This window comes from Roseovarius sp., from assembly GCF_040223625.1.
GTDB lineage: Bacteria > Pseudomonadota > Alphaproteobacteria > Rhodobacterales > Rhodobacteraceae > Roseovarius.
On record NZ_JAVKFX010000024.1, the window covers coordinates 21,331 to 34,099 of the forward strand.

Genomic DNA, 12,769 nt, shown 5'->3' on the forward strand with positions numbered 1-12,769 from the left:
CTATTGTCGCGCCTTCTTCATGAGGAAGAAGAAAGCCAGAATTGATGTTGCAGAAACCACATATGCGCCGGTGGACAGCGTTTTCGTAAGCCCTTCCGCGAGTCCGCCGCCGGGGCCGCCACAGGTGTTGTACGCGCTTTCCGGCCCGGTGATGACCAGACGGCACAACCGCGAGGCCACGTAGCCGGCGCCTGCGCAGATCAGCGCCAGGGCGATGGCTCCGATAGAGAGCACGAATGCGGTTTCCTGTTTCAAGCGCAGGTTACCCCTTCACCGCCTTCACGATCTTCTCGGCGCCGTCCTTGAGGTCGTCGGCGGCGATGACGTTGAGGCCGGAGGTCTCGATGATCTCCTTGCCCTTCTCGACATTGGTGCCTTCGAGCCGGACGACCAGCGGCACCTTGAGGCCCACGTCCTTGACCGCGGCGACCACGCCCTCGGCGATGACGTCGCAGCGCATGATGCCGCCGAAGATGTTGACGAGGATGCCCTTCACGTTCGGGTCGGAGGTGATGATCTTGAACGCCTCGGTCACCTTGTCCTTGGTGGCGCCGCCGCCCACGTCGAGGAAGTTGGCGGGTTCGGAGCCGTAGAGCTTGATGATGTCCATGGTGGCCATGGCGAGGCCCGCGCCGTTGACCATGCAGCCGATCTCGCCGTCGAGCGCGATGTAGTTGAGGTCGTACTTGGAGGCTTCGAGCTCCTTGGGGTCTTCCTCGGTCGTGTCGCGCAGTTCGGCGATGTCGGAATGGCGGTAGATGGCGTTCGAGTCGAAGCCCATCTTGGCGTCGAGGCACTTGAGGTCGCCCGCGTCGGTGACGATCAGCGGGTTGATCTCGAGCATCTCCATGTCCTTCTCGAGGAACATCTGGTAGAGGGTGCCCATCAGCGAGACGCAATGCTTGATCTGCTTGCCTTCGAGTTCGAGCATGAAGGCGATGCGGCGGCCGTGGAACGGCTGGTAGCCGGTGGCCGGATCGACCGAGAAGCTGAGGATCTTGTCGGGGGTCTTCTCGGCGACCTCCTCGATATCCATGCCGCCCTCGGTGGAGCAGACGAAGCTGACGCGGGAGGTGACGCGGTCGACGAGGAGGGCGAGATACATCTCCTTCTCGATGCCGGAGCCATCCTCGATGTAGATGCGGTTGACCTGTTTGCCGGCGGGACCGGTCTGTTTGGTCACGAGTGTCCGGCCGAGCATCCGCTTGGCTTCGTCGGCCGCTTCCTCGACCGACTTGGCGAGGCGCACGCCGCCCGCGTCGCCGGCGCCCGGCTCCTTGAAGCTGCCCTTGCCGCGGCCGCCCGCGTGGATCTGGGCCTTGACGACCCAGAGCGGCCCGTCGAGCGCGCCGGCGGCTGTCTTGGCTTCCTCGGCCCGCAGGACGATGCGGCCATCCGACACGGGGGCACCGTAGGAGCGAAGCAGAGCCTTCGCCTGATACTCATGGATGTTCATGAAACTGTCCCGTTTTGCTGCGTTCAGGGACAGTTATTCACATAAGTGTGGCGGCAAGATAAACGGGTTTCTGCCCCGGCCCCCCGAATAGCGGCGGTTTTTCGCCCTTTGTGATCACAGGGGTAAATCGTGTGATCACAAGGGGGCCGTTTCAGGTCGATTCGTCACGCCTGGTGTTTTTATGGTACGGCAGGGAACATTACGGCACGCAACGCGGTTGTCCCACGAGGGCGTCTTGTGCGCCACGCGGGACAGATCATCACGATCAGCACAGGAGAGGATTTGATTTATGGCAGATAATGGCAATGGATGGTTGAGCGGCAAGGTACTGGCCGTGGCGCTTGTCGCGCTGGTGGGCTGGGGGATCGGCATCTACTCCCTGACCGCGAAATCGCAATTGCAGAACGAGTACGACGCGCAGGAGGAAGTGGTGGGGTCGCTTCAGCAGGCGCGGACGGAGCTGGGTGAGCTGGAGCCGCGGGTGGGCGAGCTGCGGGAGTCGGAGACGACCCTGAGCGAGCAGGTCGGCACGCTGGAAGAGGAAGTGGCCCAGCGCACCGAGCGCAGCGAGGCGCTGGCGGGCGAGATTTCCTCGCAGGAGGAACAGCTTGCGGAGCTGAAGAGCGAGGCGGAGCCGCTGCAGAAGGTGCTGGATGATTACGAGAGCCGCAGCACCGAGCTGAGCCAGAAGATCAGCGAGCAGAGCGATCAGCTGGCCGAGGTCGGAGAGCGGCTTGAGGCGGCACGGGCCGAGGAAGCCGAGCTGCGGGAGACGCAGGCGCGGCTGACCGAAGAGGTGGCCAAGCTGTCGGAAGAGGCCGCCACGGCGGAGGAAACCCTTCAGGCGACGGTGGAGCAGGAAGCGACCCTGCGCAAGGAGATGGAGACGCTGCAGGCCGACGTGTCGGGATTGCAGGACCAGCGGATCAAGCTGGACGACTCGGTCGACAAGCTGACCGAGCAGCAGGCCGCGCTGCAGGAGGACGTGGCCGCCGCCGAGGCGCAGCGGGCCGAGCTGCAGCAGGTGGTGACGACGCTGACCGAGCAGGTCGAGGAGCGGTCGAACAAGCTGTTGGAAATCGAGCGGCGGATGACCGAGCTGAACAGCCAGTCGGAGAGCCGGTTGCTGGAAATCGGGCCAGCGAGCGAGGCGGCCGGTTCGGCCGAGAGCGGGTCGGATCAGCCTGAGAGCGCGCCGGCCGAGAGCGGCGCTGCGGCGCAATCCTCGCAGAGCGGCGAGAGCCAGTCGGGCGAGGCATCGCAGAGCGGTTCCGAAGACGGTGGCGATGCGGCGCAGGGCGAGCAGCAGGACGGCGCTGCCTCGGGTGAGGACAGCGGTTCGGAAAGCGGCAATGCCCAGGGTGGGCAGGCCGAAGACGGCGCCGAAGGTCAGTCTGCCACGGAAGGCGACAGCGCCCCGACCACGGGTAGCGATGAGGGCGATGCGGCCGAGAGCGGATCGTCAGGCGCCGAAGAGGGCGCCGAGAGCGGCAGTGCCGACAGCGAAGGGGCCGAAGAGGGCTCCGATGCCGGGTCGACCACTCAGGGCGAAAGTGGCGACAGCGAGTCGTCGGAGGAGACTCAGCCGGCCGAGGAAGAGCCTGCCGAGGAAGAGGTCGAGGAAGAGGAGAGCGGATCGAACTGATCGCGCCATACTTCCGGCCATGAAAAAACGCGCCCGGGGTGATCCGGGCGCGTTTTCTTTTGGTCGGGTCCGTCGAAAGCTCAGGCCAGCGAGCTATCGATTTCCTTGCAGGCGTCGACGAGGCCCTTCACGGCCTTGACGGAGGTGTCGAACATCTTCTGCTCTTCCGAGTTGAGCTTGATGTTCATGATCCGCTCGATCCCGCCGGCGCCGATGACGGTGGGCACGCCCACATACATCTGCTTCACGCCGAGGTCGCCGTCGCAATAGGCGGCGCAGGGCAGGACGCGCTTCTGGTCCTTGAGGTAGGCTTCGGCCATTTCGATGGCCGAGGTGGCCGGCGCGTAGAAGGCGGAGCCGGTTTTCAGGAGGCCCACGATCTCGGCGCCGCCGTCACGGGTGCGCTGGACGATGCTGTCGAGCTTGTCCTGCGTCGTCCAGCCCATCTCCACGAGGTCGGGCAGCGGGACGCCGGCGACGGTGGAATAGCGGACGCAGGGCACCATGGTGTCGCCGTGGCCGCCGAGGACGAAGGCGGTGACGTCTTTCATCGAAACGCCGAATTCGAGGCTGAGGAAGTGGCGGAAGCGGGCGCTGTCGAGCACGCCGGCCATGCCGCAGACCTTCTCGGCCGGAAGGCCGGAGAATTTCTGCAGCGCCCAGACCATCGCGTCGAGCGGGTTGGTGATGCAGATGACGAAGGCGTTCGGCGCGTTGGCCTTGATGCCTTCGCCGACGGCCTTCATGACCTTGAGGTTGATGCCGAGAAGGTCGTCGCGGCTCATCCCCGGTTTGCGGGGGACACCGGCGGTGACGATGCAGACATCGGCGCCGGCGATGTCGGCGTAATCCTGCGTGCCCTTGAGCGTTGCATCGAAGCCTTCGGACGGGCCGGATTCGGCGATGTCGAGCGCCTTGCCCTCGGGGGTGCCTTCGGCGATGTCGAAGAGGACGACATCGCCCAGTTCCTTGAGGGCTGCGAGATGGGCGAGCGTGCCGCCGATCTGTCCTGCGCCGATGAGGGCGATCTTGGGTCTGGCCATTGGAAAACTCTCCGGTGGTTTGAATTTTGCAATGGCCTAGTCTCAAAGCGGCAGCCACGCAAGGGTGCCGCGATGCGGCGGTGGCGATGGCTGGGGCTGTTGCTTTCGGTTGCGGTGGGATAATCCCTTGGAAATCTGGTGATTTAGAGGCGGGTCGCATGGGCGGGTTCGGCTGGGAAGTTTACGCGATCGGGGCATTTGCCGCCTGTTTCGCGGGCATATCGAAGGGCGGGTTCGGGTCGGGCGCGGCCTTTGCCAGCGCCACGATTCTGGCGCTGGTGATGCCGCCGGGGATGGCGCTGGGGATCATGCTGCCGCTGCTGATGCTGATCGACGTCTCGACGCTCAGGCCCTACTGGCGGCAGTGGAGCTGGCCCGATGCGCGGCTTCTGGTGCTGGGAGCGTTGCCGGGGGTGGCGCTGGGCGCGGCACTTTACACGGTGGCGGAGCCGGACCTGTTCCGGCTGCTGATCGGGGCGGTGGCGCTGGTCTTCGTGGGGTGGCAGTTGTCGGGCCGGCTGGGACTGTTGCGGATCGGCAAGCGGGAGCTGCCGCCATGGGGCGGTGCGCTGGCGGGCGTGGTGGCCGGGTTCACCAGCTTCATCAGCCACGCGGGCGGGCCGGCGGTGGCGGTGTACCTGCTGTCGAAGAAGGTGGGCAAGACGCCGTTCCAGGCGACGACGGTGCTGGTGTTCGGGCTGATCAACCTGGCGAAGGTGGTGCCCTATGCGTTCCTGGGGATCTTTACGCGGGAGACGCTGGTCTTCGATCTGGCGATGGCGCCCTTCGCGTTGCTGGGGGCCTATATCGGGGTGAAGGCGCACCGGCTGGTGCCGGAGGGCCTGTTCTTTTCGATCACCTATGTCCTGTTGACGGTGACCGGCAGCAAGCTGATCTGGGACGCGTTGACCTGAGTGCGGTCAGGCGTCGGTGCCGGGGGCGGGCGGGGCTTCGGCCAATGTCTCGAACGCCTGGCCGCTGGCGATCATGCAGGTGAGCCCCTGTGCGGTGGTGACGATGATCGTCCAGGTGCCGGTTTCGGCGGAGGCGAACACCTCGACCACCGCATTGTTGGCGCCGAGGCCGATGGATTGGCGGGATTCGCCGTAGCGGTCGGCCAGCCGGTCGAGCACGACATCGCGCGGGGCGCAGTTGGAGGCGGCCGCAGTTGTGCCGAGCGTGGCGGCGGCGGTGGCAACGGCCATGACAAGCGACTTGATCATCTTCCTTATCCTTTCCGGAACGGGCCCCGAGAGGGCGTGTGCCGAAAGCCTGTCGGTCACCTTGCCAAAAGAAGGTTAACGGACCGTGCGCCGCGGGGTTCGCTGCAATGCGGCGCGAAATCGCTTGAACTTTTCGGGCGAAAAGTGGCAGGACTGCGCAAGAAAATTTCCGTCACCTGCCAGACGAGGACCAGCAGATGGACCTGACGACGCATCCCTATCGTTCCGTGCTTTATATCCCCGGCTCGAAGGAGCGGGCGCTGGAGAAGGCGATGAGCCTGCCGACCGATGCCATCATCTTCGATCTCGAGGATGCGGTGGCACCGGATGCCAAGGCCGAGGCGCGGGAGACGCTGGCAAGGGCGCTGAAGGAGAACGATTTCGGCAAGCGGGCCAAGGTGGTGCGGATCAACGCGCTGACCACGGAATGGGGCAACGAGGATGTGCGGGTGCTGAAGGATGCGGGCGCCGATATTTTCCTGCTGCCCAAGGTGAACACGCCGACGGACGTGGATGCGCTGGCCGACATGCTGGCGCCGGACATGCCGATCTGGGTGATGATGGAGACGCCGGTGAGCGTGTTCAACGCGCGCGAGATCGCGGCGCATCACCGGGTGACCGGGCTGGTGACGGGGACGAACGACCTGACCAAGGATCTTGGCTGTCGCACGCGGGCCGACCGGCTGCCGCTGATGACGGCGCTGCAGATGATCGTGATGGCGGCCAGGGCGGCGCGGGGCGTGGTGGCGATTGACGGTGTGTATAACCGGTTCCGCGATGGCGACGGGCTGAAGGCGGAGTGTGAACAGGGGCGCGACCTTGGCTTCGACGGCAAGACGCTGATCCACCCGGCGCAGATCGAGGTGACGAACACGGCCTTCGCGCCGACGCAGTCGGAGATCGATCTGGCCGGGCGGCAGATCGCGGCCTATGAAGAGAGCATGAAGTCGGGGCAAGGTGTGGCCGTTGTCGACGGGCAGATCGTCGAGAACCTGCACGTGGTGGCGGCGCAGCGCATCCTTGCGAAAGCCCGGGCGATTTCGGAACTGGCAGCGGAGTAGAGCGCATGATCTGGCTTATCCTCGGGGTTCTGCTTTGGACCCTTGCACATTTGTTCAAACGGATCGCACCGGGGCCGCGGGCCTCGATGGGCGACGGGGGCAAGGGCGCGGTGGCGGTGAGCCTGCTTGTCGCGATCGTGCTGATGGTGATCGGCTACCGGATGGCGGAAGGCGCGTTTTTCTGGGGCCGGACGCCGATGACGGCGGGGATCAACAACCTGCTGATGCTGGTGGCGGTCTACCTGTTCGCCGCGTCGGGCATGAAGACGGCGGTGGCGCGGAAGATGCGGCATCCGATGCTGGCGGGCGTGAAGACATGGGCGCTGGCGCATCTGCTGGTGAATGGTGACGTGCCGTCCTTCGTGCTGTTCGGCGGGCTGCTGGCCTGGGCGGTGATCGAGGTGATCGTGATCAACCGGTCGGAGCCCGAGTGGGTGCCGCCGGAGCCTGCGCCCGCGCGCAAGGAGATCATGGCCGTGGTGGGCACGGTGGTGGTGTTCGGGGTGATCGCCCTGATCCACGGCTGGCTGGGCTATCCTGTTTTCGGGTGAGAGAGATGAAACTTTACAGATTCCTGAGCGCCGATGACACGTCGGCCTTTTGCCACAAGGTGACCGAGGCGCTGAACAAGGGCTGGGCGCTGCATGGCTCGCCCACCTATGCCTATGACGCGGCGAACGGCGTGATGCGGTGCGGGCAGGCGGTGGTGAAAGAGGCCGAGGGCACGTATTCGCCGGACGCCAAGCTGGGAGAGCAGTGAGCATGGCGAAGACCAACCCGGGGCGGTTTTTCGAGGACTACACGGTCGGCGAGACGATCCAACACGCGGTGCCGCGTACGGTGTCGGGGGGCGAGCGGGCTTTGTACCATGCGCTCTATCCCGCAAGGCATGCGCTGTATTCTTCGGATGAGTTTGCGAAGGGGTGCGGGCTGTCGGGGGCGCCGATCGACGATTGGGCGGCGTTTCACGTGGTGTTTGGGAAGACGGTGCCGGATATCTCGCTGAACGCCTTGGCGAATTTGGGCTATGCCGAGGGGCGGTGGCTGAAACCCGTCTGGCCCGGGGATACGCTGCGCTCGACCTCGGAGGTGATCGGGGTGAAGCAGAATTCGAACGGCAAATCCGGTGTCGTCTGGGTGCGCACGAAGGGGGTGAACCAGCGGGACGAGGTGGTGCTCGAGTACGTGCGCTGGGCGATGGTGCGGAAATTCGATCTGGACGCACCGGCGCCGGAGACGGTGATTCCGGAGCTGAAGCCGGTGCTGGAGGCGTCGGACCTGGTGGTGCCCGAGGGGCTGGATTTCACCGGGTACGATTTCACGCTGGCGGGCGAGCCGCACCGGTGGGGCGATTACGAGGTGGGCGAGGTGATCGACCATGTCGACGGGGTGACCGTCGAGGAGGCCGAGCACATGATGGCCACGCGGCTTTGGCAGAACACCGCGAAGGTGCATTTCGATGCGAGCCTGCGGGAGGATGGCAAGCGGCTGATCTATGGCGGGCACGTCATTTCGATGGCGCGGGCGCTGTCGTTCAACGGGCTGGCCAATGCGCAGATCGTGGCCGGGCTGAACGGGGGCGCGCATGCGAACCCGTGTTTCGCCGGTGACACGATCAAGGCGTGGTCGGAGGTTCTGGACAAGGCCGAGACCGGCGCGCCGGGGGTGGGTGCGATCCGGCTGCGGCTGGTGGCGGTGAAGGGCGGGGAGGCGTTCACGCTGAAGGGCGAGGACGGGAAGTACCTGCCGCACGTGATGCTGGACCTCGATTATTGGGCGCTCATGCCGAAGTGACGGCGCTTTGGGGCGGCTGTCGGGATTTTGAGTATTTGGACCAAGAAGAAGCCCGGGGGGTGCCTCGGGCTTTTCCGTGCTGGGCAGGGCGCGCGGGATTGGTCATTCTGGGCACATGGTCTTGCGTGGTCTCTTTCACCTGATGATGTTGGGCGCGGCGGTGCCGGCGGCGGCGTGCGAGATCGCGCTGGTGCTGGCGGTGGATGTCTCGGGCTCTGTCGACCGGCATGAATACGGCATCCAGATGCAGGGGCTGGCCGAGGGGCTGCGCGACGGATCCGTGAGCGAGGCGCTGGTGGCGGGCGAGGCGGCGGTGATGGTGATGCACTGGACCGGTTCGTCGCGGCAGGAGGTGGTGGTGCCCTGGACCAGGATCACCGGGTTCGACGTGCTGGAGCGATTCGCGGACGAGGTGGAGCGGGCGCCGCGGCAGTGGCGGAATTTCTCGACCGCGATCGGGGAGGCGCTGGTGTTCGCGCGGGACAGGCTGGCGGAGGGGCCGGAGTGCGAGCGGCGGGTGATCGACATTTCCGGCGACGGGTCGTCGAACGAGGGGATCGACCCCGTGGCGGTGCGGGCGGCGTTGCAGGCCGAGGGCATCGTGGTGAACGCGCTGGTGATCGAGGGGGCGGAGCCGATGATGACCGAGTATTTCTGGGAGAACGTGATCCTGGGGCCGGGGGCGTTTGTGATCACAGCCAACAGCTATGCCGAATATCCCGCGCGGATGCGGCGGAAACTGCTGCGGGAGGTGGCGAAGCAGATATCGGTGCGGGAGGGTGGCAAAGGGGAGGGGCGTTTGTGATCACACGCATGTGCTTGTGATCACGTATGGGCCAAATGCGACGAAATGCCTGCAAAAACCGGGATTTCGCTCTTTGCATGCGTGACACACAAGTTAAAACGTAGGAGAAGGAAGCCGAGTGACCGGCCACGCGCCGGGCAGGCTTTTGTCTTGCGCCTGCCGCAAACACGAAAGGGACCGATCCATGGCAGATGTGAACCGCGGCAACCGCCCGCTTTCACCCCACCTGACAATCTATCGCCCGCAGCTGACCTCGATCACCTCGATCCTGACGCGGATCACCGGCAACGCGCTGCTGCTGGCGGCGGTGCTGATCGTGTGGTGGTTCCTGGCGGCCGCGACCTCGGCCGAGGCGTTCGCCACGGCGGACGGGGTGATCACCAGCCTGCTGGGCGACGTGGTCATGTTCCTGTCGCTCTGGGCACTGTGGTATCACACGCTGGCGGGCATCCGGCACCTGATCTGGGACAGCGGCGCGATGCTGGACATCCCGAGTGCCGAGAGGCTGGGCTGGTCGGCGATCGGGGGCTCGGTGATCCTGACCGTCGTCACCGCCATCATCATCTACTGAGGAGGACGGGATGCGTTATCTGACCGACCGCAAGCGCGCCGTCGGCCTTGGTTCGGCCAAGACCGGGGTGCATCATTTCTGGGCGATGAAGCTGTCCTCGGTGGCGCTGCTCGTCCTGATCCCGCTGTTCGTGTTCACCTTCGGGCCGATGCTGGGCGAGCCGCACGAGGACGTGGTGGCCCATTTCGCGCGGCCCTTCCCGGCGATCGTCGCGGCGCTGACCCTGATCGCGGGCTTCAAGCATTTCAGCGACGGCGTGCGCGTGATGATCGAGGATTACGTGCTGGGCGGGAAGCGGAAATACGCGATCATCCTGATGACCTGCGTGAGCTACGGGCTGATGGTGACGGGCCTGTTCGCCATCGCCAAGATCGCCCTTTGAGACCGGAGAGCTGAGAGACATGGCTGCATACGAATACGAGACGCATGATTATGACGTCGTTGTCGTGGGCGCCGGCGGTGCCGGGCTGAGGGCGACGCTGGGGATGGCCGAGCAGGGCTTGCGCACGGCCTGTGTGACGAAGGTGTTCCCGACGCGGTCGCACACCGTGGCGGCGCAGGGCGGCATTGCCGCGAGCCTTGGCAACATGGGGCCGGATAGCTGGCAATGGCACATGTACGATACGGTGAAGGGGTCGGACTGGCTGGGCGACACGGACGCGATGGAGTACCTCGCGCGGGAGGCGCCGAAGGCGGTTTACGAGCTGGAGCATTACGGCGTGCCGTTCTCGCGCACCGAGGAGGGCAAGATCTACCAGCGCCCCTTCGGCGGGCATACGACCGAGTTTGGCGAAGGCCCGCCGGTGCAGCGCACCTGTGCCGCCGCCGACCGGACCGGCCATGCGATCCTGCATACGCTGTACGGTCAGAGCCTGAAGCAGAAGGCGGAGTTCTATATCGAGTATTTCGCCATCGACCTGATCATGAGCGATGACGGCGCCTGCACCGGCGTGGTGTGCTGGAAGCTTGATGATGGCACGATGCATGTCTTCAACGCGAAGATGGTGGTGCTGGCGACCGGCGGTTATGGCCGGGCGTATTTCAGCGCGACCTCGGCGCATACCTGCACCGGCGATGGCGGCGGCATGGTGGCGCGGGCCGGTCTGCCGCTTCAGGACATGGAGTTCGTGCAGTTTCACCCGACGGGAATTTACCGCTCGGGCTGCCTGATCACGGAAGGCGCGCGGGGCGAGGGCGGCTACCTCACCAACAGCGAGGGCGAGCGGTTCATGGAGCGCTATGCGCCCAACTACAAGGACCTTGCACCGCGCGACTATGTCAGCCGGTCGATGACCATGGAGATCCGGGAAGGCCGGGGTGTGGGCGAGAACGGGGATCACATCCACCTGAACCTCAGCCACCTGCCCGCCGAGGCGCTGAACCTGCGGCTTCCGGGGATCTCGGAATCGGCGCGGATTTTTGCCGGGGTGGACGTGACCAAGGAGCCGATCCCGGTGCTGCCGACCGTGCATTACAACATGGGCGGTATTCCGACGAATTACTGGGGCGAGGTTCTGAACCCGACCGAGTCTGACCCGCATGCCGTGGTGCCGGGCCTGATGGCCGTGGGCGAGGCGGGCTGTGCCAGCGTGCACGGGGCGAACCGGCTTGGGTCGAACTCGCTGATCGACCTCGTGGTGTTCGGCCGGGCCGCGGCCATTCGCGCGGGCAAGGTGGTGGATGCCGAGAGCGCCGTGCCGGCGACGAACACCGGCCAGGTGGAGAAGGCGTTCGAGCGGTTCGACGGGCTGCGCCATGCCGATGGCGGCACGCCGACGGCCGAGCTCAGGCTGGAGATGCAGCGGACGATGCAGGAAGACGCCGCCGTGTTCCGGACGTCGAAGACACTGGCCGAGGGTGTCAAGAAGATGGACGGGATCGCCGCCAAGATGGGCGATATCAAGGTCACCGACCGGAGCCTTGTGTGGAACTCCGACCTGATGGAGACGCTGGAGCTGACCAACCTGATGCCCAACGCGCTGGCCACGATTGCCGGAGCCGAGGCGCGGCAGGAAAGCCGCGGCGCCCATGCGCACGAGGATTTCACCAAGCGCGACGACGAGAACTGGCGCGTGCACACCATCGCGCGGGTCGAGGGCAAGGACGTCAAGCTGAGCTATCGGCCGATCATCGAGGATCCGCTGACCACCGAGAAGGAAGGCGGCATTGCGCTGAAGAAGATCGCGCCGAAGGAACGGACGTTCTGACCCGGCGATGGCGGGCGCGACTGCCATAGGACGGGAGGCCGGATGGGCCCTGTACCGGATAGCACTGCGATGACGGCGTGGCCGCAGCTCGGGATCACACCCGGGCCGGTGCTGCGCGTCTTCGGGATGCGGCGGTCGGGGAACCATGCGGTGATCAACTGGCTGGCGCGGAACGCGCCGGGGGGGCGGTCGTTGTTCTTCAACAACTGCACGCCCGGGCGGAAGCCCTTCGAGACCTATCGCGCCGTCGAGATCGACGGGGAGCGCGTGGCGGGGAACGGCGGCGACCCGGTGAAGCTGGCGGCGAGGGCCGGCGACGGGACGGCGCTGATCCTGTCCTACGAGGATGCGATGCCGAACGAGCGGCGCAAGCGGCCGATGTCGGTGGGCGTGGACGAGGCGGCCATCAGCCATGACGTCGTGATCTGCCGGGGGTTCCTGAACTGGGCGGCGTCGCTTTTGAAGAAGGTGCAGGGGAATGAGGCCTTTACCGCGCCACAGCGGGTTGGGATCGTTCTGAAGGCGCTGGGCGGGTATTCCAGCATGCTGGAGCTGGCGAGGGCCGAGGCGGAGCCGGGCGTGGTGGTGATCCGGTACGAGCCGTGGATGACCGATGCCGGGTACCGGGCCGGGCTGCTGGAGCGGCTGGGCTTCGAGGCGCGCGATGACGGGTTGGGCGAGGTGCAGCGCTATGGTAACGGTTCCTCCTTCCAGGCGGAGGCGGGGGCGGTGGAAGAGCTGAACACGCTCGAGCGCTGGAAGGAAATGAGAGACGACCCGGAATACCGGATCGTCATGTGGCTTGCGGCGCAGGACGTGGATCTTTGCGACAAGCTCGAGACGGTTTACCCCGACGATGCAAGGCAGCTTGTGAAGCTGCGGCAGAGCGGGCAGGCGGGCAGGGCCCCGCAACAGAATTCGGCGCAGGACACTGCGCAAGCGCAAATCCTCAGGAGGAATTGAC

15 protein-coding genes are annotated in these 12,769 nt (G+C 65.6%); 11 read left to right on the forward strand and 4 right to left on the reverse strand.

The annotated features are described in order from the left end of the window. Together RLN94_RS06185 and sucC are read right to left on the reverse strand one after the other, a co-directional pair. Complete coding sequence (locus RLN94_RS06185) at positions 1 to 255, reverse strand: hypothetical protein (RefSeq protein WP_350128291.1); 255 nt, start codon at positions 253 to 255, stop codon at positions 1 to 3. A 7-nt stretch (positions 256 to 262) separates the two neighbouring features. Beyond that, positions 263 to 1,456, reverse strand: a complete 1,194-nt coding sequence (sucC, locus tag RLN94_RS06190; RefSeq protein ID WP_350128294.1) for an ADP-forming succinate--CoA ligase subunit beta — start codon at positions 1,454 to 1,456, stop codon at positions 263 to 265. Between the two features lie 289 nt (positions 1,457 to 1,745). Between sucC and RLN94_RS06195 the strand changes: the two genes are divergently transcribed. Continuing rightward, the gene (locus tag RLN94_RS06195) at positions 1,746 to 3,101 is read left to right on the forward strand and encodes a hypothetical protein (RefSeq protein ID WP_350128297.1); all 1,356 of its coding nucleotides are present in this window, start codon (positions 1,746 to 1,748) and stop codon (positions 3,099 to 3,101) included. Between the two features lie 80 nt (positions 3,102 to 3,181). On the opposite strand, the gene mdh is transcribed toward RLN94_RS06195, so the two are convergent. Continuing rightward, on the reverse strand, positions 3,182 to 4,144 hold the full coding sequence (gene mdh / locus RLN94_RS06200) for a malate dehydrogenase (RefSeq protein ID WP_350128300.1): 963 nt from the start codon (positions 4,142 to 4,144) through the stop codon (positions 3,182 to 3,184). 158 nt (positions 4,145 to 4,302) lie between these two features. Between mdh and RLN94_RS06205 the strand changes: the two genes are divergently transcribed. Continuing rightward, positions 4,303 to 5,058, forward strand: a complete 756-nt coding sequence (locus RLN94_RS06205; RefSeq protein WP_350128303.1) for a sulfite exporter TauE/SafE family protein — start codon at positions 4,303 to 4,305, stop codon at positions 5,056 to 5,058. Positions 5,059 to 5,064: 6 nt separating this feature from the next. Here the strand turns inward: RLN94_RS06205 and RLN94_RS06210 are convergent, their stop codons facing one another. Beyond that, positions 5,065 to 5,349 (reverse strand): hypothetical protein, encoded by a 285-nt coding sequence (locus tag RLN94_RS06210; RefSeq protein ID WP_350128347.1) that lies wholly within the window; start codon positions 5,347 to 5,349, stop codon positions 5,065 to 5,067. Between the two features lie 215 nt (positions 5,350 to 5,564). Here RLN94_RS06210 and RLN94_RS06215 point away from each other — a divergent pair, with 215 nt between their 5' ends. The 9 genes from RLN94_RS06215 to RLN94_RS06255 all read left to right on the forward strand — a co-directional run bounded on the left by RLN94_RS06215 (position 5,565) and on the right by RLN94_RS06255 (position 12,768). Then, entirely contained in the window at positions 5,565 to 6,428 is an 864-nt protein-coding gene (locus RLN94_RS06215) for an HpcH/HpaI aldolase/citrate lyase family protein (protein ID WP_350128306.1), read from the forward strand. 5 nt (positions 6,429 to 6,433) lie between these two features. Beyond that, a complete protein-coding gene (locus RLN94_RS06220; RefSeq protein ID WP_350128309.1) occupies positions 6,434 to 6,979 on the forward strand; it encodes an NnrU family protein in 546 nt (181 codons plus the stop codon). Between the two features lie 5 nt (positions 6,980 to 6,984). Continuing rightward, positions 6,985 to 7,188, forward strand: coding sequence for a DUF1737 domain-containing protein (locus RLN94_RS06225; protein WP_350128312.1), 204 nt, complete (start codon positions 6,985 to 6,987; stop codon positions 7,186 to 7,188). 2 nt (positions 7,189 to 7,190) lie between these two features. Continuing rightward, the gene (locus RLN94_RS06230) at positions 7,191 to 8,222 is read left to right on the forward strand and encodes a MaoC family dehydratase (protein WP_350128315.1); all 1,032 of its coding nucleotides are present in this window, start codon (positions 7,191 to 7,193) and stop codon (positions 8,220 to 8,222) included. Between the two features lie 115 nt (positions 8,223 to 8,337). After that, complete coding sequence (locus RLN94_RS06235; protein WP_350128318.1) at positions 8,338 to 9,027, forward strand: DUF1194 domain-containing protein; 690 nt, start codon at positions 8,338 to 8,340, stop codon at positions 9,025 to 9,027. Positions 9,028 to 9,211: 184 nt separating this feature from the next. Beyond that, positions 9,212 to 9,598 (forward strand): succinate dehydrogenase, cytochrome b556 subunit, encoded by a 387-nt coding sequence (sdhC, locus tag RLN94_RS06240; RefSeq protein WP_350128321.1) that lies wholly within the window; start codon positions 9,212 to 9,214, stop codon positions 9,596 to 9,598. Positions 9,599 to 9,608: 10 nt separating this feature from the next. Further along, entirely contained in the window at positions 9,609 to 9,980 is a 372-nt protein-coding gene (gene sdhD, locus RLN94_RS06245) for a succinate dehydrogenase, hydrophobic membrane anchor protein (RefSeq protein WP_350128324.1), read from the forward strand. Positions 9,981 to 9,999: 19 nt separating this feature from the next. Next, positions 10,000 to 11,805, forward strand: a complete 1,806-nt coding sequence (gene sdhA / locus RLN94_RS06250; RefSeq protein WP_350128327.1) for a succinate dehydrogenase flavoprotein subunit — start codon at positions 10,000 to 10,002, stop codon at positions 11,803 to 11,805. Between the two features lie 69 nt (positions 11,806 to 11,874). Then, positions 11,875 to 12,768, forward strand: coding sequence for a hypothetical protein (locus RLN94_RS06255; protein WP_350128330.1), 894 nt, complete (start codon positions 11,875 to 11,877; stop codon positions 12,766 to 12,768). Position 12,769: the final 1 nt, after the last annotated feature.

What these genes read in the sequence shown, in the direction of transcription:
- RLN94_RS06225 (WP_350128312.1), top strand. Translation starts at nt 6,985, where the DNA reads ATGAAACTTTACAGATTCCTGAGCGCCGATGACACGTCGGCCTTTTGC.
- RLN94_RS06195 (WP_350128297.1), top strand. Translation starts at nt 1,746, where the DNA reads ATGGCAGATAATGGCAATGGATGGTTGAGCGGCAAGGTACTGGCCGTG.
- RLN94_RS06205 (WP_350128303.1), top strand. Translation starts at nt 4,303, where the DNA reads ATGGGCGGGTTCGGCTGGGAAGTTTACGCGATCGGGGCATTTGCCGCC.
- RLN94_RS06220 (WP_350128309.1), top strand. Translation starts at nt 6,434, where the DNA reads ATGATCTGGCTTATCCTCGGGGTTCTGCTTTGGACCCTTGCACATTTG.
- RLN94_RS06215 (WP_350128306.1), top strand. Translation starts at nt 5,565, where the DNA reads ATGGACCTGACGACGCATCCCTATCGTTCCGTGCTTTATATCCCCGGC.
- sucC (WP_350128294.1), bottom strand. Translation starts at nt 1,456, where the DNA reads ATGAACATCCATGAGTATCAGGCGAAGGCTCTGCTTCGCTCCTACGGT.
- sdhA (WP_350128327.1), top strand. Translation starts at nt 10,000, where the DNA reads ATGGCTGCATACGAATACGAGACGCATGATTATGACGTCGTTGTCGTG.
- RLN94_RS06255 (WP_350128330.1), top strand. Translation starts at nt 11,875, where the DNA reads ATGACGGCGTGGCCGCAGCTCGGGATCACACCCGGGCCGGTGCTGCGC.
- sdhC (WP_350128321.1), top strand. Translation starts at nt 9,212, where the DNA reads ATGGCAGATGTGAACCGCGGCAACCGCCCGCTTTCACCCCACCTGACA.
- RLN94_RS06210 (WP_350128347.1), bottom strand. Translation starts at nt 5,349, where the DNA reads ATGGCCGTTGCCACCGCCGCCGCCACGCTCGGCACAACTGCGGCCGCC.
- mdh (WP_350128300.1), bottom strand. Translation starts at nt 4,144, where the DNA reads ATGGCCAGACCCAAGATCGCCCTCATCGGCGCAGGACAGATCGGCGGC.
- RLN94_RS06230 (WP_350128315.1), top strand. Translation starts at nt 7,191, where the DNA reads ATGGCGAAGACCAACCCGGGGCGGTTTTTCGAGGACTACACGGTCGGC.
- sdhD (WP_350128324.1), top strand. Translation starts at nt 9,609, where the DNA reads ATGCGTTATCTGACCGACCGCAAGCGCGCCGTCGGCCTTGGTTCGGCC.
- RLN94_RS06235 (WP_350128318.1), top strand. Translation starts at nt 8,338, where the DNA reads ATGGTCTTGCGTGGTCTCTTTCACCTGATGATGTTGGGCGCGGCGGTG.